This is a genomic window from Streptomyces sp. NPDC054872 (assembly GCF_053610705.1).
Window position 1 is genome coordinate 41,504 of sequence record NZ_JBSGYY010000007.1, and the last position, 20,714, is coordinate 62,217.

22 protein-coding genes and 1 tRNA gene are annotated in these 20,714 nt (G+C 71.5%); 16 read left to right on the forward strand and 7 right to left on the reverse strand.

Going from position 1 to position 20,714, the window contains the following annotated elements; genetic code table 11:
* The first annotated feature begins 16 nt into the window (after positions 1-16).
* Positions 17-601: a GNAT family N-acetyltransferase gene (locus ACWGIH_RS10735; RefSeq protein WP_453451212.1), complete on the forward strand. Its 585-nt coding sequence runs from the start codon at positions 17-19 to the stop codon at positions 599-601.
* 58 nt (positions 602-659) lie between these two features.
* Here the strand turns inward: ACWGIH_RS10735 and ACWGIH_RS10740 are convergent, their stop codons facing one another.
* A complete protein-coding gene (locus tag ACWGIH_RS10740; RefSeq protein ID WP_453451211.1) occupies positions 660-2,729 on the reverse strand; it encodes a DHA2 family efflux MFS transporter permease subunit in 2,070 nt (689 codons plus the stop codon).
* Positions 2,730-2,862: 133 nt separating this feature from the next.
* Between ACWGIH_RS10740 and ACWGIH_RS10745 the strand changes: the two genes are divergently transcribed.
* Entirely contained in the window at positions 2,863-3,930 is a 1,068-nt protein-coding gene (locus ACWGIH_RS10745) for a peptidoglycan-binding protein (protein ID WP_453451210.1), read from the forward strand.
* 604 nt (positions 3,931-4,534) lie between these two features.
* Here ACWGIH_RS10745 and ACWGIH_RS10750 read toward each other — a convergent pair.
* Complete coding sequence (locus ACWGIH_RS10750; RefSeq protein ID WP_453451209.1) at positions 4,535-5,200, reverse strand: HAD-IA family hydrolase; 666 nt, start codon at positions 5,198-5,200, stop codon at positions 4,535-4,537.
* A 201-nt stretch (positions 5,201-5,401) separates the two neighbouring features.
* Positions 5,402-5,980 carry a TMEM165/GDT1 family protein gene (locus ACWGIH_RS10755; protein ID WP_453451208.1) on the reverse strand — a complete coding sequence of 193 codons (579 nt, stop codon included), beginning with the start codon at positions 5,978-5,980 and terminating at the stop codon, positions 5,402-5,404.
* 486 nt (positions 5,981-6,466) lie between these two features.
* On the opposite strand from ACWGIH_RS10755, the gene ACWGIH_RS10760 reads away from it, so the two are divergent.
* The 4 genes from ACWGIH_RS10760 to ACWGIH_RS10775 all read left to right on the forward strand — a co-directional run bounded on the left by ACWGIH_RS10760 (position 6,467) and on the right by ACWGIH_RS10775 (position 11,770).
* Positions 6,467-7,114 (forward strand): HNH endonuclease family protein, encoded by a 648-nt coding sequence (locus tag ACWGIH_RS10760; RefSeq protein ID WP_453451207.1) that lies wholly within the window; start codon positions 6,467-6,469, stop codon positions 7,112-7,114.
* A gap of 175 nt (positions 7,115-7,289) precedes the next feature.
* The gene (locus tag ACWGIH_RS10765) at positions 7,290-8,966 is read left to right on the forward strand and encodes an alkaline phosphatase D family protein (protein ID WP_453451206.1); all 1,677 of its coding nucleotides are present in this window, start codon (positions 7,290-7,292) and stop codon (positions 8,964-8,966) included.
* Positions 8,967-9,287: 321 nt separating this feature from the next.
* Entirely contained in the window at positions 9,288-11,258 is a 1,971-nt protein-coding gene (locus tag ACWGIH_RS10770; RefSeq protein WP_453451205.1) for an FAD/NAD(P)-binding protein, read from the forward strand.
* Positions 11,259-11,320: 62 nt separating this feature from the next.
* Positions 11,321-11,770, forward strand: a complete 450-nt coding sequence (locus ACWGIH_RS10775) for a DoxX family protein (protein WP_453451204.1) — start codon at positions 11,321-11,323, stop codon at positions 11,768-11,770.
* 133 nt (positions 11,771-11,903) lie between these two features.
* On the opposite strand, the gene ACWGIH_RS10780 is transcribed toward ACWGIH_RS10775, so the two are convergent.
* Complete coding sequence (locus tag ACWGIH_RS10780; protein WP_453450889.1) at positions 11,904-12,458, reverse strand: superoxide dismutase family protein; 555 nt, start codon at positions 12,456-12,458, stop codon at positions 11,904-11,906.
* Between the two features lie 257 nt (positions 12,459-12,715).
* Between ACWGIH_RS10780 and ACWGIH_RS10785 the strand changes: the two genes are divergently transcribed.
* Positions 12,716-13,381 (forward strand): DedA family protein, encoded by a 666-nt coding sequence (locus tag ACWGIH_RS10785; RefSeq protein WP_453450888.1) that lies wholly within the window; start codon positions 12,716-12,718, stop codon positions 13,379-13,381.
* On the opposite strand, the gene ACWGIH_RS10790 is transcribed toward ACWGIH_RS10785, so the two are convergent.
* Positions 13,378-13,635: a DUF2277 domain-containing protein gene (locus ACWGIH_RS10790; protein WP_453450887.1), complete on the reverse strand. Its 258-nt coding sequence runs from the start codon at positions 13,633-13,635 to the stop codon at positions 13,378-13,380. The two genes, ACWGIH_RS10785 and ACWGIH_RS10790, sit on opposite strands and share 4 nt — an antisense overlap.
* A gap of 118 nt (positions 13,636-13,753) precedes the next feature.
* Between ACWGIH_RS10790 and ACWGIH_RS10795 the strand changes: the two genes are divergently transcribed.
* Genes ACWGIH_RS10795 through ACWGIH_RS10805 form a run of 3 tightly spaced genes read left to right on the forward strand, consistent with a single transcriptional unit; the run spans position 13,754 to position 14,670 of the window.
* Entirely contained in the window at positions 13,754-14,101 is a 348-nt protein-coding gene (locus tag ACWGIH_RS10795) for a hypothetical protein (RefSeq protein WP_453450886.1), read from the forward strand.
* Positions 14,102-14,141: 40 nt separating this feature from the next.
* Entirely contained in the window at positions 14,142-14,447 is a 306-nt protein-coding gene (locus tag ACWGIH_RS10800; protein WP_453450885.1) for a hypothetical protein, read from the forward strand.
* Positions 14,448-14,472: 25 nt separating this feature from the next.
* Positions 14,473-14,670 (forward strand): hypothetical protein, encoded by a 198-nt coding sequence (locus tag ACWGIH_RS10805; RefSeq protein WP_453450884.1) that lies wholly within the window; start codon positions 14,473-14,475, stop codon positions 14,668-14,670.
* A 41-nt stretch (positions 14,671-14,711) separates the two neighbouring features.
* Here ACWGIH_RS10805 and ACWGIH_RS10810 read toward each other — a convergent pair whose 3' ends face one another.
* Positions 14,712-15,014: a hypothetical protein gene (locus ACWGIH_RS10810; RefSeq protein WP_453450883.1), complete on the reverse strand. Its 303-nt coding sequence runs from the start codon at positions 15,012-15,014 to the stop codon at positions 14,712-14,714.
* 282 nt (positions 15,015-15,296) lie between these two features.
* Here ACWGIH_RS10810 and ACWGIH_RS10815 point away from each other — a divergent pair, with 282 nt between their 5' ends.
* Positions 15,297-15,671, forward strand: coding sequence for a cupin domain-containing protein (locus tag ACWGIH_RS10815; protein ID WP_453450882.1), 375 nt, complete (start codon positions 15,297-15,299; stop codon positions 15,669-15,671).
* Between the two features lie 254 nt (positions 15,672-15,925).
* Entirely contained in the window at positions 15,926-16,432 is a 507-nt protein-coding gene (locus tag ACWGIH_RS10820; RefSeq protein ID WP_453450881.1) for a response regulator, read from the forward strand.
* Positions 16,433-16,519: 87 nt separating this feature from the next.
* On the opposite strand, the gene ACWGIH_RS10825 is transcribed toward ACWGIH_RS10820, so the two are convergent.
* Positions 16,520-16,591, reverse strand: a tRNA-Val gene (locus ACWGIH_RS10825).
* A 248-nt stretch (positions 16,592-16,839) separates the two neighbouring features.
* Here ACWGIH_RS10825 and ACWGIH_RS10830 point away from each other — a divergent pair.
* From ACWGIH_RS10830 to ACWGIH_RS10845, 4 genes are all read left to right on the forward strand, one after another.
* Positions 16,840-18,282: a hypothetical protein gene (locus tag ACWGIH_RS10830; protein WP_453450880.1), complete on the forward strand. Its 1,443-nt coding sequence runs from the start codon at positions 16,840-16,842 to the stop codon at positions 18,280-18,282.
* A gap of 86 nt (positions 18,283-18,368) precedes the next feature.
* Positions 18,369-18,989: a DUF4383 domain-containing protein gene (locus tag ACWGIH_RS10835; protein WP_453450879.1), complete on the forward strand. Its 621-nt coding sequence runs from the start codon at positions 18,369-18,371 to the stop codon at positions 18,987-18,989.
* A 23-nt stretch (positions 18,990-19,012) separates the two neighbouring features.
* A complete protein-coding gene (locus ACWGIH_RS10840; protein ID WP_453450878.1) occupies positions 19,013-19,657 on the forward strand; it encodes a bifunctional 4-hydroxy-2-oxoglutarate aldolase/2-dehydro-3-deoxy-phosphogluconate aldolase in 645 nt (214 codons plus the stop codon).
* Positions 19,654-20,637 (forward strand): sugar kinase, encoded by a 984-nt coding sequence (locus ACWGIH_RS10845; protein ID WP_453450877.1) that lies wholly within the window; start codon positions 19,654-19,656, stop codon positions 20,635-20,637. Before ACWGIH_RS10840 ends, ACWGIH_RS10845 begins: the two co-directional genes overlap by 4 nt.
* Positions 20,638-20,714 lie beyond the last annotated feature (77 nt).

Consider the following 20,714-nt stretch of genomic DNA (forward strand, 5'->3'; position numbering starts at 1 on the left):
TCCCGAGAATGGCCCCATGAGCACCCGCATCGAGAACAGCACCTCGGACATCACCTCCTGGACCATCGCTCCCGAAGCCGTCGACTCCCCCGTCGCCGCCGCACTCTGGCGCGCGTACTACACCGAGGTGAGCGACCGCTATTACCTCCTCCACGAGGGGCGTCGGACCGACCCCGAGGAGCTGGAGCGCGAGGTCGCGGCGGAGACGGGCAGCGACCTGCGCCCGCCCACCGGCACACTCCTCGTCGCCCGGTATGGCGGTGAGCCCGCGGGAACAGCCGGGGTGCGGCTCATGGACGATCTGCCGGGCCCTCCCACCGCCGAGCTCAAGCGCGTCTTCCTGCGCGAGGACATGCGCGGGAAGGGTGGCGCCGCCCTGCTGCTCGGCGCCGCCGAGGACGCCGCCCGCGCGCTCGGCGCCGAGCGCGTCATCCTCGACACCCGCCTCGACCTCGTCGAGGCCAGGGCGCTCTACGCCCGGCACGGCTACGAGGAGAGCGAGCCGCTCACCGAGCGGATGTACGCGGAGTGCTGGTACGCCAAGAAGCTCACCCCGCCGCCCCCACCTGGCCGGCCCCGCACTGCGCCGGCCCCCCGCTGAGCCGATCCCTCACTGAGCGAACTCCCACACACGGGCAGGAGCGAGGTGGCGGCGCCGCTCAGGCCGCCACCCCGCGCTGTGCCGACCTGCCGTTGTGCGGCTGTTCGGCGTCGGAGCCGCACAACTCGGCGCCGAGCTCCTCGACGAGCTTGACCAGGTCGGTGGGCCGGTCGGGCCCCCACCAGTCGCCAAGCAGCTCGGACAGGGATTCCTCGCGCGCCCTGGCCAGTTTGGCGACCGCCGTCCGGCCCTCGTCGGTCAGCGTCAGGCCCATGCCCTGGCGCCGGGCGAGCCTGCGCTCCTCGACCTGGCGGGACGCCGCCGTGATCACGGACAGGGGCACGGTGGTGCGCTCGGCGAGCATCGCCGGTTCGACGTGACCGTGGCGGCTGATCCGCAGCAGGAGCCAACTGGCCCCGGGCAGCAGGTCGTAGCCCGCGCGCTCGGTGATGCGTACGTAGATCTCGCGGCGGCCCTCCCGCGTGCCGAGGACGGAGAGCGCCCGCGCCACCTCGTCGTACGACGAACGCTCGACGGGATTGCTGGCGAGCGTCTGCGTCTGGTCCGGCGCCATGACCGAGCCGCGCAGCTTGTCCTCGCGCAGGAACCAGGCCAGGACGAAGGCGACCAGGGCCACCGGTGCCGCGTACAGGAAGACGTCCGTGATGGATGAGGCGTAGGCGTGTACGACGCCGGGCCGCAGCGCCGCCGGAAGCTCGGCGATGCCGCGCGGGTCCGCCTTGAGGGAGTCCGTACTGACGCCGGGCGGCAGCTGCTGCCCCGCCACGGCGTCGTTGAGCTTGCTGACGAGGCGGTTGGCGAAGATCGTGCCGAAGATGGCGACACCGAACGAGGCTCCGATGGAGCGGAAGAACGTCGCGCCGGACGTGGCGACGCCCAGATCCCCGTACGGGACCGCGTTCTGCACGATCAGTACCAGGACCTGCATGACCAGGCCGAGCCCGAAGCCGAAGACGAAGAAGTAGGCGCTCATCTCGCCGGTGCCGCTGTTCTCGTCGAGCTGGTGGAGCAGGAGCAGGCCGAGCGCGGTGATCCCGGTGCCCACGACGGGGAAGACCTTCCAGCGGCCCGTACGGCTGACGATCTGGCCGGAGGCGGTCGACGAGATCAGCATGCCGATCACCATGGGCAGCATGTGCACGCCCGACATCGTCGGCGAGACACCCTGGACGACCTGCAGGAACGTCGGCAGGTAGGTCATCGCGCCGAACATCGCGAAGCCGACGACGAAGCTGATGATCGCGGAGAGCGTGAACGTCCTGACCCGGAACAGTTTCATCGGGATGACCGGTTCCGCCGCCCTGCGCTCGATGGCCACGAAAGCTGCCGCCAGCACGACGCCGAGCACGGCGAGGACGATGATCTGCGGCGATCCCCAGTCCCAGGTGGTGCCGCCGAGCGAGGCGACGAGGACGAGGCAGGTGGCGACGGCCGCGATCAGGAAGGTGCCGAGGTAGTCGATGACGTGCTTCGTCGAACGCACCGGGATGTGCAGGGCCGCGGCGATGACGACGAGCGCGACGACACCGATCGGAAGGTTGATGTAGAAGACCCAGCGCCAGCTGAGATGCTCGGTGAAGAGGCCGCCGAGCAGCGGCCCGAGGACGCTCGTCGCGCCGAAGACCGCACCGAACAGGCCCTGGTACTTGCCTCGTTCGCGCGGCGACACGATGTCACCGACGATCGCCATCGACAGGACCATCAGACCGCCGCCACCGATTCCCTGGAGCGCGCGGAAGCCGATGAGCTGCGGCATGTTCTGCGCCATGCCGCAGAGCGCCGAGCTGACCAGGAAGATCACGATGGCCAGCTGGAACAGCTTCTTGCGGCCGTACTGGTCGCCGAGCTTGCCCCAGAGCGGCGTCGCGGCCGTCGCGGCGAGCAGATACGCGGTGACGACCCACGAGAGGTGCTCCATGCCGCCGAGCTCGCTGACGATGGTGGGCAGCGCGGTCGAGACGATGGTCTGGTCGAGGGCGGCGAGCAGCATGCCGAGCAGCAGCGCACCGATGGAGACCAGTACGCCGCCGTGCGCGTGCTCGTCCGGTGGCCCGGGGACGGGATCGGGCTCCGGCCCCGCGGGGCGGGCGCTGACGTCCTGCGTCATGGACACCTCCAGAAAACTCCCGCGTGTCCTGCGAGGGCTCTCCCTCTCCATCCTGGTCCGTGTGACCCGTTATGGCCTGTTGAAGCCCGGGTCTGCATAATCGCTGGAGTTCTCTAGGGGTGGGGTACGACAAGTGAGCAGCAGGGAAAGACATCCGGACGGCGCCGGCGGCGGGCGGGACGGCGGGCCCGGCAACAGCCCGGAAAGCCGCTTCGACAGCGGCCCGGGCGACCGGCGATGCCCTGAATGCGGTGCGTCGCGCGCACCGGGCAGCGCGCCGGCCTGCGGCTGTACGGAACGAGCCGCCGACGCGGCGCGGGACGCGAGGTCCGCTGACGCGGCCGCGGCGGAGGACTTCGATCCGCTGCGCATACGTCCGTACGTGACGTTGCCGGAGCCCGGCATCGCGGAGGAGGCGGCGCCCGAACCGGACCCGGCCCCCACCCATGTTCTGCCCCCTGAGGCCGTGGCTCCGCCGCGCTCCGCGGACGTGGGGCTTTTCGCACCGGGCGGTGCGGACGGAAACCTTTCCGCAGCGGTTTCCGCACCGGCAGAGGACGCCTTCAAGGACGCCTTCCCGCCCCCTCTGCCGTACGACGACGGATCGGCGCCCCGGCGCGGCCGTGCGGGCCTGTACGCGGGGGTGAGCGCCGTGGTGGCGGTGGTGGCCGTCGCGGTGCTCGCCGCGGTGCTGCTCTCGCCCGACAAGCCGCAGCGGGAGCAGGCGCTGCCGGACGTGCCGACCCGTGCGGTGACCGGCCCGTCCGAATCCACCTCGGAGGCACCGCCGCCCTCGACGACGTCCGCCGCGCCCTCCGCGTCCCCGTCCACGTCCGCGTCATCGTCCCCCTCGCCCGAGGCGAGCCCGTCCCCCACCCCGTCGCGCTCGGCCTCGCCCAAGCCGCGGTCCACCCGGCCGCCGAGCCGCTCGACGGCACGCGCGACGGGCTCGGTGGAGTCGGCGGCACCGAAGGCCGACCGCGTCCTGCGCCGCGGCGACAGTGGCCCTGAGGTCGCGGAACTCCAGGAACGCCTGCAGCAGCTGTACCTGTACATGGACGAGCCCCATGGCAGGTACGACAGACAGGTGGAGGACGCGGTGGCCCGCTACCAGTACGCACGCGCGACGCACCGCGACGGCAGGGGGGTCTACGGGGAGGAGACGCGAGCGGCGCTGGAGGCGGAGACGAGGGAGCCGTAGGGGGCGGGGAGCGGGGAGTTCTCAGCCCTACGAGGAAGCGTGAGACGCCCGCATACCCGGACACCGTGAGACGCCCGCGAACCCGGACAGAACCCGGACGTCGCGAGACGCCCACGTACCCGGACAACGTGAGACGCCCACGCGAGGCGCCGCGCTCCTGGAACGCGAGGCGCCCGCGCAGCTGGAGAACGCGAGGCACCGCGCACCTGGTGACGTAAGAGATGCCCGCGCACCTAGTAACGCGAGGCGCCCACGCACCCAGAAACGCGTGGCGCCCGCGCACCCCGAAAAAGCAAGGCGTCCGCCCACCAGAAGAACGCAAAACGCGCGCCCCCGGAAAACGCCAGGCGCCCCGCACCACCAAGGTGCAAGGCGCCAGAACCCGCAGCGGACAGCCGACCGAAAGCAGCAGGCCAACCGAGCAGCAGGCCAACCGAGCAGCGTGCCGCCGAAACAGCAGGCCAACCGAAGATCAGCCGAAGCTCCACCGAAGATCAACCCGAAGCCCGGCCGAAGCCCACCCGAACTCAGCCGAAGATCAGCCGAAGCTCCACCGAAGATCAACCCGAAGCCCGGCCGAAGCCCACCCGAACTCAGCCGAAGATCAGCCGAAGGTCAGCCGAAGCCCTCCACCGGCAACCGGCTCCACCCGTACCTCCGTCAGGTCAGCGACATGCACGGTAGGCCCGTACTCCCCGGCCCGGGGGCCTATCCCCACGACGCGCATGCCCGCCGCGAGCCCCGCGGCTATCCCCGCACCGGAGTCCTCGAAGACGACGCAGTCAGCGGGGTCGAAGCCCAGCTCGGCGGCGCCCTTGAGGAACCCCTCGGGGTCGGGCTTGCTCGCGCTCACGCTCTCCGCGGTGACGCGTATCGCCGGAAGCGGCAGCCCGGCCGCGGCCATCCGCCCGTTGGACAGGGGCACGTCGGCGGACGTCACGAGCGCGTGCGGCAGCCCTTCGAGCGAGGCCAGGAAGGCGGCGGCACCCGGCACCGGGACGACGCCCTCCATGTCGGCGGTCTCGGCGGCGAGCATCTCGCGGTTCTCCGCGTAGTTCTCCTCCACGGGCCGCTCGGGCAGCAGCACCGCCATCGAGGCGTACCCCTGGCGTCCATGGACGATCTTGATGACCTCGTCGAAGTCGAGCCCGTGCCGCTCGGACCAGCGCCGCCAGCAGCGCTCGACCACCGCGTCGGAGTTGACGAGCGTCCCGTCCATGTCCAGGAGGAGAGCCCGGGCGGTCAGAACAGTGGCGGTCTCAGCCGTCATCGGCGTACTCCAGAGCACAGAGGGAGGTGCAGAGATTTCGCGGGGGAAGAATCAAGGCAGCCCCGCCCGCCGGTCAGGGAACACGGGCGGAGCCACTTTGTTCCCCCACGATACAAAAAGGCCCCAGCAGACGCCAGCGCCGCAGGTCACACCCCATACGGGGCATCCCGACCACGGACCGCCCGAGGTCGCGTCCGCGACTCAGGCGATCGCCTCGTACAGGCTCCACACCCCGAGCCCCAGCATCAGCAGCGCCGCGATCTTGGTGATGAGTGACAGCGGCACGCGCTTCATCAGCGCCTTTCCGCCGACGATGCCGAGCCCGGCGACCGCCCACAGCGCGAGCACCGCGCCAAGACCCACGGAGAGCGGGTCGTCGTAGCGCGCTGCCAGGTTCGCGGTCATGATCTGCGTCAGGTCACCGAACTCCGCGACCAGGATCAGCATGAAACCCGCGCCGGAGACCTTCCAGAAGCTCTGATCCTTGGGCTCGCGGACCTCTTCCTCTTCCTCGCCGCCCTTCAGGAGCAGCATCGCCGCGCCGCCGAGGAAGAGGACGCCGGTGAGCGCGTGCAGCAGTTGCTGCGGCAGGAGCGTCAGCACGCTGCCCGCCGCCACGGCGAGCACGACATGGACGACGAAGGCGGCCGCGACCCCGACGAAGACGTACGAGGCGCGGTAGCGCGTCCCGAGGACGAGCCCGGCCAGCGCTGTCTTGTCCGGGAGTTCGGCAAGGAAGACGACGCCGAAGACGAGCGCCATCACGCTGATGCTGATCAAGGTTCCTCAATCGGTCGGGGCCGCCCCACCGAGAGCCATCTGTACCTCACGTACGACACCTCGGCACGGCAGCACACACGGACGTACACGGTCGTGTACGTCGGGCACTGCTTGCCGAAGGTCTCGCTGGCCGACCCGGTCCATCGCGGTACACCGCGTGGATGACGGGGCCTGCCTCCGGGCGCCGGCTCAGGCGAGCTGAGCAGTATGTCGACGGTCCGGCGAAGAGCTACTCCCCTTCTGCGCCATCCATCGTACGGGACGTACGAGCACCCCGGACCAGGGCCTTTCGACCCTCCGACATGTGACCCGGGTCACTCGATGCCAACTCGCGTACGCATGAACGCACATGACACGGCGCCAGAACTCTTGAACTGACCACCTGATTGACGCGACCCTGTCACTCGACGCACATCCGCAGGAAACCCCACCGCGTCAGCATGGCCGCCCCAACGGCCAACATCCCCCCACATCAAGGGAGTTCGTATGTCCGCTGTCTACGCGCGTCGACGTCTCGCCACGGTCACCGCCCTGACCGCCCTCACCTCCGCGGCGGCCCTCCTCACCGGTCCACCCGCCCAGGCCGCTCCGCCGGCGCCGGTCTCCGCCGCCACCGCCCGCACCTACCTGGGCCAGCTCACGGTGCGGGCCGAGGGCTCGTCCGACGGCTACAGCCGCGAGAAGTTCCCGCACTGGAGCACCCAGTCCGGCGCCTGCAACACCCGCGAGGTCGTCCTCAAGCGCGACGGCACGAACGTCCAGCAGGACTCCAGCTGCGCGGCCACCTCGGGCACCTGGAAGTCCCCGTACGACGGCGGCACCTGGACCGCGGCGTCCGACGTCGACATCGACCACGTCATCCCGCTCTCCGAGGCCTGGAAGTCCGGCGCGAGCGGCTGGACCACCGCCCAGCGGGAAGGTTTCGCCAACGATCTCAGCCGCCCCCAGCTGATCGCCGTCACCGACAACGTGAACCAGAGCAAGGGCGACCAGGACCCGGCGGAGTGGATGCCGCCCACCACGTCGTACCACTGCTACTACGTCCGGATGTGGGTGGACGTGAAGCACCACTACAACCTCACGGTGAACACGGAGGAGAAGACCAAGCTGTCGTCGATCCTCAACGGCTGCTGAGGAACGGCTGCCGAGGAACAGCCGCTGAGGAAGGGCTGCCGGGGAACAGCTGCTGAGGCCGCCTTCCCGACGGCCCTCCGAGGTCACCGGGCTGTAACCAGCGGGAATCCCCGGAACCTCCCCACTATCCTCCGTCGTTCCGTACCGTACGGGGCGACGGAGGAGAGTGATCAACGTGGCACGGCTGCGCCTGGGTCCACTGCTGAGGTATGTCGACGGTTCGACGGCGACGGTCTGGGTCGAGGCCGACCGCCCCTGCACCGCCGAAGTGCGGTGCGCCGACGGCGCCAAGGGCACGGCGAACACATTCCAGATCGCGGGCCATCACTACGCGCTCATCCCGGTCACCGGGCTGCGTCCGGGCACGGAGACCGCGTACGAGGTGCGGCTCGGCGACAGCGGCGCACCCGTGTGGCCGCTGCCGGACTCACCCTTCCCGCCGAGCACCATCCGCACGCCGGGCGACGGGGACGAGGAGGCGATCCGTGTCACCTTCGGGTCCTGCCGCTGGGCCGCCCCGCCGAGCGACGAGCACGACCCCGTCGGGCCGGACGCCCTCGACACCCTCGCCGCCCGCATCGCCACCGGCACACCGGCCGACCGCCCGGACGTCCTGCTCCTCCTGGGTGACCAGGTGTACGCGGACAACACGTCCGAGGCGACGCGGCGCTGGCTCGCCGCCCGCCGGAACCTGAAAGACCCGCCGGGTGCCCAGGTCGCGGACTACGAGGAGTACACCCACCTCTACTACGAATCATGGCTCGACCCCGAGGTGCGGTGGCTGCTCTCCACCGTGCCCAGCTGCATGATGTTCGACGACCACGACGTCATAGACGACTGGAACACCAGCGCGGCCTGGCTCGCGGAGATGCGCGCGACGCCCTGGTGGCGCGAGCGCGTGCTGAGCGGCCTCATGTCGTACTGGGTCTACCAGCACATCGGCAATCTGCCGCACGCCGAGCTCGAACGCGACGAGCTGTACGCCACGCTGCGCTCGTCGCCCGACGGCACGGACGCGCTGCGCGCCTTCGCCGCCGCGTCGGACGCCGATCCCGGGGCGACCCGGTGGAGCTACCGCCGGGACTTCGGCCGCGTACGCCTGCTCATGATCGACACACGGGCGGCGCGTGTCCTGGACGAGCAGAACCGCGCGATGATCGATCCGGAGGAGGCCCGCTGGCTGCGTAAGCAGGCCTTGGGCGGCGTGGGCGGAGATGACGCCTCGGGCGGCACGGGCGGCTACGACCACCTTCTGATCGGCACGTCGCTGCCCTGGCTCCTGCCGCACCTCATCCATGACGCCGAGGGCTGGAACGCCGCGCTGTGCCGTGGCGAGCGTGGCGCGCGCTGGGCCCGCTTCGGCGAGAACCTGCGCAGGCGTTCGGACCTGGAGCACTGGGCGGCGTTCCCCGCGTCCTTCGACGCGCTGACCTCCCTGATCGCCGAGGCGGGCACGGGGGCGGGCGCCCCGGCGACGGTGTGCGTCCTGTCCGGCGACGTCCACCACGCGTACATCGCGGAGCCCACGTGGCCGGACGGCGGCGGCCCCGATTCCCGCGTCCTGCAGCTGACGTGCTCCCCCGTCCACAACTCCATCCCCGCGTCGATAAAGCTGGGCTTCCACTTCGGCTGGAGCAGGGTGGGCCGGGCACTGGGCCGTCGCTTCGTACGCCATGGACGTTCGGCACCGGCAGCCATCAACTGGCGCAAAACGGGCGGACCTTGGTTCGGCAACCAGCTCATGACCCTGACCCTGCGGGGCCGCTCGGCGCAGGTACGACTCGACCAGGCCCAGGTGGTGAAGGGCGTGGGCGCCCACCTGAAGACGACCCAGGAGTCCCGGCTCTCGTGACTCGGCGGCCTATGGGCGCGCGCGGGGTCGCGGGCCCATGGGCCTCTCGTCGTCGCGCGCTCACGCCCTCTTGTTTCCCATAGCCACGCAAAGGCCACCAGCGCTTCACCCGCGGCACGTGACACAGGACACACCCGTCCTGTGATCTTCCGCTGCGGGGTTCGACTTCCGGGGCCGCGGCGGCATGATGATGCGGACCGTCCGCTTCCACCGGTCCGAACACCCCCACGTCCCCACGTCCCCACACCCCTCATCCCCACGTCCTCACACCCTCGTAACCCCGCCCCCCACCGCCCCTTGCTATGCCCGGGAGTCACGCCTTTGTCCGCACCATCCGCATCGGCCGCACCGGACCATGACGTCGCAGTCGCAGTCGCAGTCGCCGTCGTCGGCGCGGGGCCCCGCGGGACGAGTGTCCTTGAGCGCCTCTGTGCCTCGGCAGCCGAACTCCTGCCGTCGGGGGCCCGGCTGACGGTTCACGTCGTCGATCCCTCGCCCCCGGGGCCTGGGCGCGTCTGGCGGACCGCCCAGCCGGCCGAGCTGCTCATGAACACGGTCGCCTCCCAGGTGACCCTCTTCACCGACGAGAGCGTCGACTGCGCCGGACCGATCCGGCCCGGTCCGAGCCTGTACGCGTGGGCCGCCGCCGGGCACGCGCCGGGGCTCGGCCCGGACGACTACCCGACGCGTGCCTGCTACGGCCGCTATCTGGAGTGGGTCTTCGCCGAAACCCTGCGCACCGCCCCCGGATCGGTCCGGGTCGAGGTCCACGCGGCACGCGCCGTGCGGCTCGACGGCCCGAGCGACGGCCCCCAGTCCCTCGCGCTCGACGACGGCCGTGCACTGCACGGGCTCAGCGCCGTCGTCCTTGCCCAAGGGCACCTCCCGGCGGAAGGCGACACCACGCAGGAACAGTTCGCCGCGCACGCCGCGCGCCACGGCCTTCGCCACATACCGCCGGCCAACCCCGCCGATGTGGACCTCTCGGCCATCGCCCCCGGTGAGCACGTCCTGCTGCGCGGGCTCGGCCTCAACTTCTTCGACCACATGGCGCTCCTGACACAGGCCCGCGGCGGGCGCTTCGTCCCCGCGCCGGGGGGCGGGCTGCGCTATCAGGCCTCGGGCCACGAGCCGAAGCTGTACGCGGGATCGCGGCGCGGCATCCCGTACCAAGCACGCGGCGACAACGCGAAGGGCCCGTACGGACGGCACGAGCCGCTCGTCCTCACGCCCGACGTCATAGCCCGTTTCCGCAAGCGCGCGGACAGCGGCGACGCCCCGGACTTCCTCGACGAGATATGGCCACTGGTCGCGAAGGAGGTCGAGACGGTCTATTACGCCGCACTCGTCCATCCCGCCGGTCGTGCCGTGGAGTTCCGGGACGCCTTCCTCGCGGCGCCGCACCGCAGCCCGCAAGAAGAACTGACACTGGCCGAGTTCGAGATCCCCGAGGCCACGCGCTGGTCCTGGGACCGCCTCGCGCAGCCGCATTCTGGTCGTAACTTCCGCTCCCCGGACGACTTCCGTGCCTGGCTGCTCGCGTATCTGCGCGAGGACACCGCGCAGGCCGCGCTCGGCAACGTCGCCAGCCCGCTGAAGTCCGCCCTGGACGTGCTGCGCGACCTGCGCAACGAACTCCGCCTGATCCTCGACCACGGCGGCCTGTCCGGGACGTCACGCCGTGAGCACCTGGACCGCTGGTACACGCCGCTCAACGCCTACCTCTCGATCGGCCCGCCCCGGCGCCGCATCGAGGAGATGACCGCGCTCATCGAGGCGGGCGTACTCGAAGTGCTCGGCCCGCGTCTCACCGTGCGCCCCGCCGACGGGGCGTACGTCGCGCACTCCCCCGACGTACCGGGGTCGGCCGTCTCGGTCACCACGGTGATCGAGGCCAGGCTGCCCGAACCGGACGTGCGGCGCACCGCGGACGAGCTGCTCGGGCTGCTCCTGAGGACGGGGCAGTGCCGCGCCCACGTCGTCGACGGCCATGAGACCGGAGGCGTCGACGTCACACCCCGCCCCTACCACCTGATCGACCGTCAAGGCCGTTCGCACGCAAGGCGGTTCGCGTTCGGGGTGCCCACCGAGGGCGTGCACTGGGTGACGGCCGCCGGGGCCCGGCCGGGCGTCGACTCGGTGACCTTGTCGGACGCGGACGCGGTGGCGCGGGCCGTGCTGCGGACGGCGGCGGGGGTGGCGAAGATCCCGTCGGCGAGGGGAGTGATCCCGTCCGCGGGGGAAGCGGAATCCCCCGAATGGCCAGATGTTGAACTTGCAAGCATTGATTAGGTTCACCTAACCTTGGGCCTCCACTCGGTTACCGTCCCCGAAAACCGAAGGAGTCCCCCACCATGACTGGACGTCTCAACAGCGCCCAGCCCTACGCCCTCGGGCTTTTCCGCATAGTCATCGGCCTGCTCTTCGCCTGCCACGGCGCCGCTTCGCTCTTCGGCGTGCTCGGCGGCGCGATGGGCGGCGGCACGGTCGACGCGGGCACCTGGCCCGGCTGGTACGCGGCCGTCATCCAGCTGGTCGGCGGCGGCCTCGTCGCCCTCGGCCTCGGCACCCGCGCCGCCGCGTTCATCTCGTCGGGCTCGATGGCGTACGCCTATTTCAAGGTGCACCAGCCGGAGGCCCTGTGGCCGATGCAGAACGGCGGCGAGGCCTCCGCGATCTTCTGCTGGGCCATGCTCCTGCTCGTCTTCACCGGCTCGGGCGCGCTCGGCCTCGACCGGCTCTTCGCCTCGCGCGGCGAGAGCGCGGACAAGGCCACGTCGGAGCGGACCCCGGTGGCCGCCTGACGCGGACGCGCGCCCAGGCGCCCCACCGACGGCGCCCCCTTCCTCGTACGCGTACGAGGAAGGGGGCGCCGTCGCACGGTCGGTCCCCGTCGTGTCCCGCGGACCTCAGTGGGCGGGCTTCAGTGGGTGGGCTTCAGTGGGTGGGGAGGAACGGCACCGTGAAGCACGCCACCCGCTCCCCCGCGCCGCCCCGCTCGCGGTGCAGCACGACGGATCTGGCCTCACCCGCCCGGAACTCCCAATCGTGGCGGGCCGTCGCCGTGCCCGAGCCGTCCGTGCCCACGGTGAAGTCCAGCCAGACCTCGTTCTCCGGGTTCACGTAGGCCGGGTCCTCGGACGGCTGGACCGGGTCCTGCCGGTGCTGGTAGTGCCCGCCCGCCGCTTCGGGGTCGGCAGCGCACGGCTTCTGGTGCACGTGCGCGCCGTATGCGTGGCCAGGCTTCATTCCCTTCACCCGGAGCGTCACCGACATGTCGTTCGGCCTGCCGCGCTGGTCGATCTCGATCTGGGACCCCTCGGGGACGAGCTTCGTGTCGTAGGTGACCGCCCACACGTACATCGAGGCCGTGGGCGGCGCGAACCGCCCCCCGACGCGCATCTCGTAAAAGGGCGCGCCCTCGCCGGCCGCGCCACCGCCCGCTGCGAGCACCGCCGTTGCCACGGCCCCGGCGAGCATTCCTGCCACCATCGCCCCGCTCCTTCCGTACCGTCCGCCGACCCTGCTGGTCGCTGAGTTGGTGACGATGTTGGTACGGGACTCCGGCGCCGTATGCCCCATCGGGGGCGGCAGCCGGGTGAACGTGATGTAGCGAACATATGAGCCCCCCGTGGATCTCCGGGGAAGAGCGCGGCGTACGCTGTACAGCTGTCACCAAGCCGCCCCTGCCGCTCCCCCGCGACGTCGCGGCAGTCACGTCGTCGGCCGGGGAGTTACGGGGAATTTCGTTGCTTGAGAATCTGGGCTCACTGACCAGCAGCCCATGGATCTACGCGGTGGTCGCGCTTTCCGTGCTCTTCGACATCGTCCTGCCCGTGCTGCCGAGCGGTGTCCTCGTGATCACGGCGGCCACGGCCGCTGCCGCGGCGGGCACCAGCGCGCAGAGCGTGCCGCACGCGGTCCCCGACATCCTGGTCCTGCTGCTCTGCGCCGCCACCGCCTCGGTCCTCGGCGACCTGGCCGTCTACCGCCTCGCCTGGCGCGGCGGCGAACGCCTGGACCGCGCCATCGCCCGCTCGCGCCGCCTCACCACCGCGCAGGAACGACTCGGCACGGCGCTTTCCCGGGGCGGCGGCGCCTTGGTCGTCATCGCGCGCTTCGCCCCCGCGGGCCGTTCGATCGTCTCGCTCGCTGCGGGCGCCGCACACCGCAAGGTGCGCGAGTTCCTGCCCTGGTCGGCCCTCGCGGGCGTGGCCTGGGCCGGGTACAGCGTCGCGCTCGGCTACTTCGGCGCGCAGTGGCTCGGCGCGACGTGGCTGGCCACGGGCGTCTCACTGCTCGCGCTGTTCGCGGCGGGGGCGGGCGCGGCGTTCCTGGTCCGCCGGCCCCGCACCGAGACGGGCACGGCCACGGCGGGCACGGCCGCCGCGACGGCGGCGACCGCGGCGAACTAGGCCGCCGGGGCCTCCCCGGGCGCGTGCTCGGCGGCCCGCGGCTTGCCTCCGCGCACCTCGATCCCGGCGAGCAGCTCGGCGGTGGCTTCGGCGACCGCGTCCACGGCCCGGTCGAAGACCTCGCGGTTGTGCGCGGCCGGGGCACGGAACCCCGAGACCTTGCGCACGTACTGGAGCGCGGCGGCCCGGACCTCCTCCTCGGTGGCGTCCTCGGGGATGGCGGGCGGACGGAGCGTCTTGATGCTGCGGCACATACCTACAGCTTGCCGCGCGTGCGGCTCGCACGGGAAGCCGTGTCGAAAGCCGTGTCGAAAGTCGTGTCGACCACGGAAGCCCTCGCACTCGTAATTCGAACAGGAGTACCATTACGGGGTGCCTGCAACCCCTGCATACGACTTTCCGGACGACCTCCTCGCGGGTCAGGAGGAACTGCACCAGGTCCGGGCCGAGCTCCTGGCCCTGCTGAAGCGGCTCCCCTGGTCGGTCACGCCCCTCGACGGCTTCAGCGACGACCACGGCTGGCGGAAGGTGGAGCGCCCCGCCTCCCCCGGCTGGACCCCGGACGAACAGGCGGAGGTCGAGAAACTCCGGTCACGCGAAAGGGAGTTGGCGGTGTTCGTCACGTGTCACCGCTTCTGGGAACAGGTGACGGGGCCCGACGCGGTGGCGGCGCGCGCACGGCTCAAACACATACACGAGAAAGCCATTGACACCGGGTGACGGCGGGCGTTGACTCCCCCTACGCCGAGGAGGTGCTGCCATGAATGTTCTCTTGGTCGTCCTGCTCCTTGCACTGGTCGGCCTGGGTTTCAGCCAGCCACTTCTGTGGCTGGCCGCTGCGGCGCTCGTCTTCTACATGGTCCAGCAGTACGACCGCGGGGGCTCGGGCAAGAGCAGCAGCGGAAGCGGCGCGGGCGCGGCCCCTGGTGCCGGAGGTGGCGGTGGGGGCGGTGGAGGCGGAGGCGGCGGCTTCCCCAAGACCTACCGCGACTACCGCATCCGCAAGGAACGCCAGGAACGCTGGGACCGCAGGTACAAGCGCACACACCCGGGCTCCGGTCGCTGAGCGGGGCGGTCGACACAGGGCGACCGTGCCCGCCGACGCCACACCGACGCCACCCGTCGTCGAGTCGCGCGCCGACGGCCGTGCCCACGACATCGGTTACGGTCCCGGCGCCGACCGCGTCTACCGGCGGATCCGCAAGGACGACTACGCCGGGGACTGGACGCCCCGGGCCGGAAAGCTGTTCCGCGTCAGCGATTCGCCCACGGGCCGCGAACCGGGCTGACGTACGCCTCCCCCCGTCTCCCCCCGGGGAGCCGCCCCGCCTCAGCCGCCGAGCGGCGCCGCGGCGGGAAGCCCTCCGAGCAGCGAGACCGCACCCTGCGCCGCGCCGTCGACCGTGGACGTGACAGCCGAGGGGTTGTTCGCCCGCAGCTCCCCCGTGGCCGGGTCGACGGCGACCTCGTCGAGGGGGTTGTGCACATCGTCCGGACCCGGGGCGACCCGCGTGACGGAGTCGAGCAGCGTCCCGCCGTCGGCCGGCGGCTGCGGCGCGGCGCACGCGGCGGAAGCGGTCCCCAGAGCGAGCCCGGCGCCGAGGAGACCGGCTGCGGCCTTGGTGATTTTCATGAGCTGAATCCTTTCCGGCGAGGGCCCCACACAGGCCATGCCGAACTCTTCAACTCACCCGGGATCCCCAAGGTTCTGAACGACCACCCGATCGATCCCTTGCCGCCTTTTCACTCGCGACGACTCGAGGGCCGGGCGACAGCCGCCCCGAGGTGGCGCCCTTCGGTCGGCAGGCGGACGATGGAGGGAAAGGGGTCGGCTGTGACGATGTCGGCCGTGGACCCCGCGGCGACGCCAACTGACTTCGGATATGCGGGCAGGGCCCGGACGGAGGAAGTTGTCATGATCGAGGTCAAGGCGGTCGAGAAGCCCGACGAGCGACGCGATTTCCCTCGCGGTCACCTCGAAGCCGTTCATCTCACGGGGCTGGATTTCGCCGTGGGCACCTTCGAGCCCGGCTGGCGCTGGTCCGAATCCGTCGCCCCGCTCGCGGGAACCGAGAGCTGCCAGATCCACCACAACGCCTATGTCGTCAAGGGACGGATGCACGTCCGCATGGACGGCGGGGGCGAGGCCGAAGTCGGACCGGGCGACGTCTTCGTGTGCTCGCCCGGCCACGATGCCTGGGTGGTCGGCGAGGAACAGGTCGTGGTGTACGACTTCGCGGGGGGCATGGCCCAGGAGTACGCAAAGGCAGAAGGGAATCAGCCTGCGTGATGTCCGACGACGTCTGACGCGGCGCGGAATTTTGCACATGCACCGATCGAAGCGGTGAAGCTGTTCCGCGTTGTCGGGCCCCGACGCCGCCCCTCTCGCCTTCGGGCGGACAGGGGCGGTGTCTGTTGGTGCTGCTGGTACTCCTGGTGCTTTTGTTGCCGCCGCCCTGAACCCAGGTTTAGCCCTGCGGTAACGAAGGGACTCTCCAACTCGACTTCGGCATAACGTGGTTGTTGAGAGAGGGGGCCCGGTCCATGCCGACCAATTCCGTGATCCTCGTCGTCGACGACCACAAGGACACCCTGTTCGCGCTGGAAAGCGCGTTGGCCCCTCTCGGCTATCCACTGGTGAGCGCGACCAACGGCGACGACGCCCTCAGGGTCGTGCTGCGCGGGGACGTAGGGCTCATCCTGCTCGATGTGCGCATGCCGGGCGTGAGCGGCCTCGACGTCGTGCGCTACGTACGGCGCCTGGACCAGACCCGCGCCATACCCATCGTCCTGCTGACCGGCTTCGACGTCAGCCGCGAGGTCGCCGCAGCCGCCTTCCTGCTCGGCGTCGCCGACGTGGCCCTCAAGCCCATCGACCCGCTGACGCTGCGCACCAAGGTCCGCTATCTCTTCGACACCTACGAGCAGCTGAGGGCCCTGCGGCAGGAGATCGAGGCACTCCGGGCCCAGTTGAAGGCCGGCACCGCCAAACCGACGAACGACAGCCACTCGGAACCCGGCTGGACACCCAGCCCCCAGGTGGAAACGTGACGCGCCAGGGCCCCGCACACGAAACCGGCCCCCCACCCGATCAAGGATGGGGGGCCGGTCATGCCGCTTGCCTGCACGGCGTCACTGTGGGCGCGGACGGTTTCGAACCGCCGACATCTGCCTTGTAAGGGCAGCGCTCTACCGCTGAGCTACGCGCCCGGGATGTTTCGACAGCCTACCTTGCCTGCGGGCCCGGGCCGCAAACCCGTACGGGAGCGGTCTCCGGCCGGTGGGGGCACGGATGTTTCCGCCCCTCACTGCAGTGGTGGCCCGCACCTGGTGTCCGCCCGCAGCGAAGACGGCAAAGTCTCGGTGCGCAGCGCGAACTAACCGGCCCGTGTGTTCGTCATTAACCGGTGGGAGAATGTGACACCGGGCAAGGCGGATGACAGCACGGGAGAGGGATAGTGACGGCGACACCATCGCAGCCGTACACACCGGACACGTCGAGTAGATCAGCACTGCCGGACGCGGATGTACGTCGCTGCGGGAGCGTGCGGTCTCGTTCCCGCCCCGGCGCCCGCCCGAGCCCTCTGCGCGACGCGGTGGCGCTCGCCCTCCTGCCCCTCCCCCTCCTCGCCCTCGCCCTCCCCGCCGCCTTCGCGGGCGGCGGCACCCGGCGGTGGTTCGGCGGGCGCGGGGAGAGCGTGCGGGCCGACGCGCAGGCCGCCAAGGACGCGGCGGCCGCGGCGTTCTACGAGTTGGACACCGCCCAGCGGGACCTGCGGATCTCCATCGAGACCATCGTCGCCGTCGACTCCACGCCCGCCGCCCGGCGGGCCGTTTCCGACTTCGACGCCATCGGGCGGCGGATCGACGAGGTCAGCCACCAGTACATCAGCGCGGTGGACGCCCACGACCTCGACCGTGACGACCTGGATGCCTCCGTCGCCGCCCGGGCGCGGACCGAGCTCACCGAGGCCAAGGCCGAGCTGGACAAGGCCAAGCAGGACCTGGACCGGTTCCAGCAGGGGCTCGGCCCGTTGCTCGACAAGGCGGAGACACAGCTCGCCCGGCTCGCCCCGGCCGTCGAGCGCGCCCGCCAGACCCTCCTCGCCGCCAGCAACGCCCTCGATGCCGTACGAGGCGCCGGGCTCAAGGCCGACGATCTCGCCGCCCGCCTGGCCGCCCTCGGGCCGGAGCTGACCAAGCTCAACCAAGGAGCGGGACAGCACGGCGTGCCGGAGACGCTGCAGCGGGCCGACCGCGTCCTGCGGGACGCCGAAGCCGTGCGCGCCGAGGCCGAGCGGCTGCCCGAGCGGGCCGCCGAGATCGACCGCCGCCTCGTCTCGCTGCGGACGCGCGCACAGGCCCTCACCACCCGCAGCAGCCAGGTCGAACCGATCCTCAGCGAGCTGCGGCGGCGGTTCACCGTCGCCTGCTGGCAGGACCTGCAGCGCGTGCCGGACCAGGCCGCGGAGAGCGTGCGCCAGGCCGAGGTCAAGCTCAGGGAGGCACGCCAGGCGCGCGACGAGCAGCGCTGGCCGGACGCCACCTCGCTGCTCTCGACGGTCCGCGCCCTGCTGAACTCTACGGACGAGGCGGTCTCGGCCGCCGGCGACCGGCTGCACCGGCTGAACGCGGTGGCGAAGGACCCCCAGCAGGAGATCGAGCGCACCCGCTTCGCGATCCGCGACGCCCAGCGCCTGGCCATGGCGGGGCGCCAGACCCCGGAGCAGCGGCACGCCCGCCCGCTGGACGAGTCCGTCGCCCGCCTGGACCGCGCGGTGGCCTCCCTGGAGGGGCGCCACCCGGACTACTGGCACTTCCTGACCGAGACCGAAGGCGTGCGGCAGGCGGTGGGGCGCGTGGTCACCCAGATCAGGGAGGAGCGGGGGCAGGGGGCCTAGGGGCGGACCGGCCGGAACCTCTGCTGGCGGTCTGCGGGCCGCGGGCGGATGCTGGAGGTACGTACGCCGACGTCAGGAGGCGGACCATGGCCACGCACGTACTTCACCCGGGGGCGAGGCGGCAGAGGCGGCGCGTCACGCTGAACGAACACCTGCCCGTCGACCACCGTCTCAGCACGATCTACCGCGTCGGCGCGGGCCTGATGGGGCTCGTCCTGCTCGCGTTCGGCATCCTCGGCCTGATCGACAAGGTCGGCTTCTTCGACACCGGGGGCGACACCGTCGCCGGTCTGAACACCAACGGCGCGCTCAGCGTCCTGTCGATCTGCGTCGGGCTGCTCCTGTTCGCCGGCATGGTGATCGGCGGCAACTTCGCTTCGACGCTCAACATGGTCCTCGGCTGCGCCTTCATCCTCAGCGGTTTCGTCAACCTCGCCCTCCTCGACACCGGTTTCAACTTCCTCGCCTTCCGCATCCAGAACGTGCTGTTCAGCTTCGTGGTGGGCGTCCTGCTGATGATCTTCGGGATGTACGGGCGGGTCGGGTCGGCGTTGCCGCACGACAACCCCTACTGGCAGGCACGCCACCCCGAGCAGACACGGCACGCGGGGCGTGGGCGTGGGGCCCAGACGCGTGGGGCCGGGACGCACGGGGTCGGGACGCGTGGGGCCGAGGCGGGGGGTCGCCACCCTGAGCAGGCAGGCTGAGCTCCCTGTGCGAGCCTTGGGGCATGTCGGACCTCACCACTGCCTTCAGTTCAGCCCTGCGGACCCGGCGCCTGGTCGCCATCGTGCGCGGCACCGACGCGGAAGCCTCCTTCCGGACGGTCATGGCGCTCGTCGAGTCCGGTGTGCCGCTCGTCGAGGTATCCCTCAGCGGCGCGGACACCCTGGGCGTCCTGCGGCGGGCACGCGCCGAGCTGGGCGGCGATGCCTGGCTCGGCGCGGGCACGGTCCTCACGGCGGACGACGCACGGCACGCCGCGGACGCGGGGGCGAACCTGGTCGTGACGCCGGGGCTCGGAGCCGGGGTGGACGAGGCCCTGCGGCGTGAACTGCCCGTGGCGGCAGGCGTGCTGACGCCCACCGACGTGATCGCGGCGAGCGCCGCCGGCGCCACCGCGCTGAAGATCTTCCCCGCTTCGGCGATGGGCGGCCCCGCCTATCTCAAGGCACTGCGAGCCCCCTTCCCCGACCTCCCCTTCGTACCGGTGGGCGGCGTGGACGCGGCCGCCGCCGAGGAGTACCTGGCGCTCGGCGCGGTCGCGGTCGGTGTCGGCTCCCCCTTGATCGGGGACGCGGCGGACGGCGGCGACCTGGACGCGCTGCGCAAGCGCGCGGCGGAGTTCGTGGCGGTCACGGGGTCCGGCCGATGAGCGCCAGGGCTCACGGCGGTGCCGCCGATGTCCTCACCCTGGGCGAGAGCATGGTCGCCCTGCGCGGCAGCGGTCCGCTGAAGCTGGGCGGTTCGATGGACGTGTCCGTCGCGGGCGCCGAGTCGAACGTGGCCATCGGTCTCGCGCGGCTCGGCCACGTGGCGCGGTGGGCCGGCGCGGTCGGTGACGACGAGGCGGGCGAGCTGGTGCTGCGCACGCTGCGGGCCGAAGGCGTCGACGTCAGCGCCGCCACGCGTGATCCGGACGCGCCCACGGGCCTGATCCTCTTCGAGCCCCGGCTGCCCGAGGTGACGCGCGTGCACTACTACCGCGCGGGGTCGGCCGGTTCACGGCTCGCGGCGACGGCGGTCGAGGACGCCTTCGCCTCTTCCGGCGCGCCTCGCGTCCTGCACCTCACCGGCATCACCCCGGCCCTCGGTCCGTCCCCGCTCGACGCGTGCCGCAGGGCCCTCGAACTGGCCCGGGAACACGGCACGACGGTCTGCCTCGACGTCAACTTCCGCTCGCGGCTATGGAGTTCGGAGGAGTCCGCCGCGGTGATGCGCGGCTGGATGCCGTACGTGGACGTCCTCATCGCGTCGGACGACGAACTGCCGCTGTGCGTGCCGGAGACGAAGGGCGCCGGCGAGGCCTCCGCCCTGGCCGGGGAACTCCTCGCGCAGGGCGTCCGCGAGGTCGTGGTCAAGCTCGGCGCCGACGGGGCCACCACGTACGACGCCGCCGGGGAGCTGTACGCTCCGGCGCGCCCGGTGCGGGCGGTGGACGCCGTGGGCGCGGGGGACGCGTTCGTCGCCGGGTACCTGTCGGCGCTGCTCGACGGGGAGGATCTGGCGGGGCGCCTCGACCGGGCGGTGACCACAGGCGCCTTCGCCGTGGCATCCCACGGCGACTGGGAAGGCGCCCCCACACGCGCGGAACTCGGCCTACTGGGAGCGGGCCCCGGAACCGTCGTCCGCTGAGCGCGCTGATACCCCCGGACCGCCAGCCGCAGCAGGCCGGCGGGTGCCTCGACCGGGCCGTGACCACAGGCGTCCCG

Coding starts and splice junctions, on each gene's coding strand:
- ACWGIH_RS10735 (WP_453451212.1), top strand. CDS start 17: ATGAGCACCCGCATCGAGAACAGCACCTCGGACATCACCTCCTGGACC.
- ACWGIH_RS10740 (WP_453451211.1), bottom strand. CDS start 2,729: ATGACGCAGGACGTCAGCGCCCGCCCCGCGGGGCCGGAGCCCGATCCC.
- ACWGIH_RS10750 (WP_453451209.1), bottom strand. CDS start 5,200: ATGACGGCTGAGACCGCCACTGTTCTGACCGCCCGGGCTCTCCTCCTG.
- ACWGIH_RS10760 (WP_453451207.1), top strand. CDS start 6,467: ATGTCCGCTGTCTACGCGCGTCGACGTCTCGCCACGGTCACCGCCCTG.
- ACWGIH_RS10775 (WP_453451204.1), top strand. CDS start 11,321: ATGACTGGACGTCTCAACAGCGCCCAGCCCTACGCCCTCGGGCTTTTC.
- ACWGIH_RS10780 (WP_453450889.1), bottom strand. CDS start 12,458: ATGGTGGCAGGAATGCTCGCCGGGGCCGTGGCAACGGCGGTGCTCGCA.
- ACWGIH_RS10790 (WP_453450887.1), bottom strand. CDS start 13,635: ATGTGCCGCAGCATCAAGACGCTCCGTCCGCCCGCCATCCCCGAGGAC.
- ACWGIH_RS10800 (WP_453450885.1), top strand. CDS start 14,142: ATGAATGTTCTCTTGGTCGTCCTGCTCCTTGCACTGGTCGGCCTGGGT.
- ACWGIH_RS10810 (WP_453450883.1), bottom strand. CDS start 15,014: ATGAAAATCACCAAGGCCGCAGCCGGTCTCCTCGGCGCCGGGCTCGCT.
- ACWGIH_RS10815 (WP_453450882.1), top strand. CDS start 15,297: ATGATCGAGGTCAAGGCGGTCGAGAAGCCCGACGAGCGACGCGATTTC.
- ACWGIH_RS10820 (WP_453450881.1), top strand. CDS start 15,926: ATGCCGACCAATTCCGTGATCCTCGTCGTCGACGACCACAAGGACACC.
- ACWGIH_RS10835 (WP_453450879.1), top strand. CDS start 18,369: ATGGCCACGCACGTACTTCACCCGGGGGCGAGGCGGCAGAGGCGGCGC.
- ACWGIH_RS10840 (WP_453450878.1), top strand. CDS start 19,013: ATGTCGGACCTCACCACTGCCTTCAGTTCAGCCCTGCGGACCCGGCGC.
- ACWGIH_RS10845 (WP_453450877.1), top strand. CDS start 19,654: ATGAGCGCCAGGGCTCACGGCGGTGCCGCCGATGTCCTCACCCTGGGC.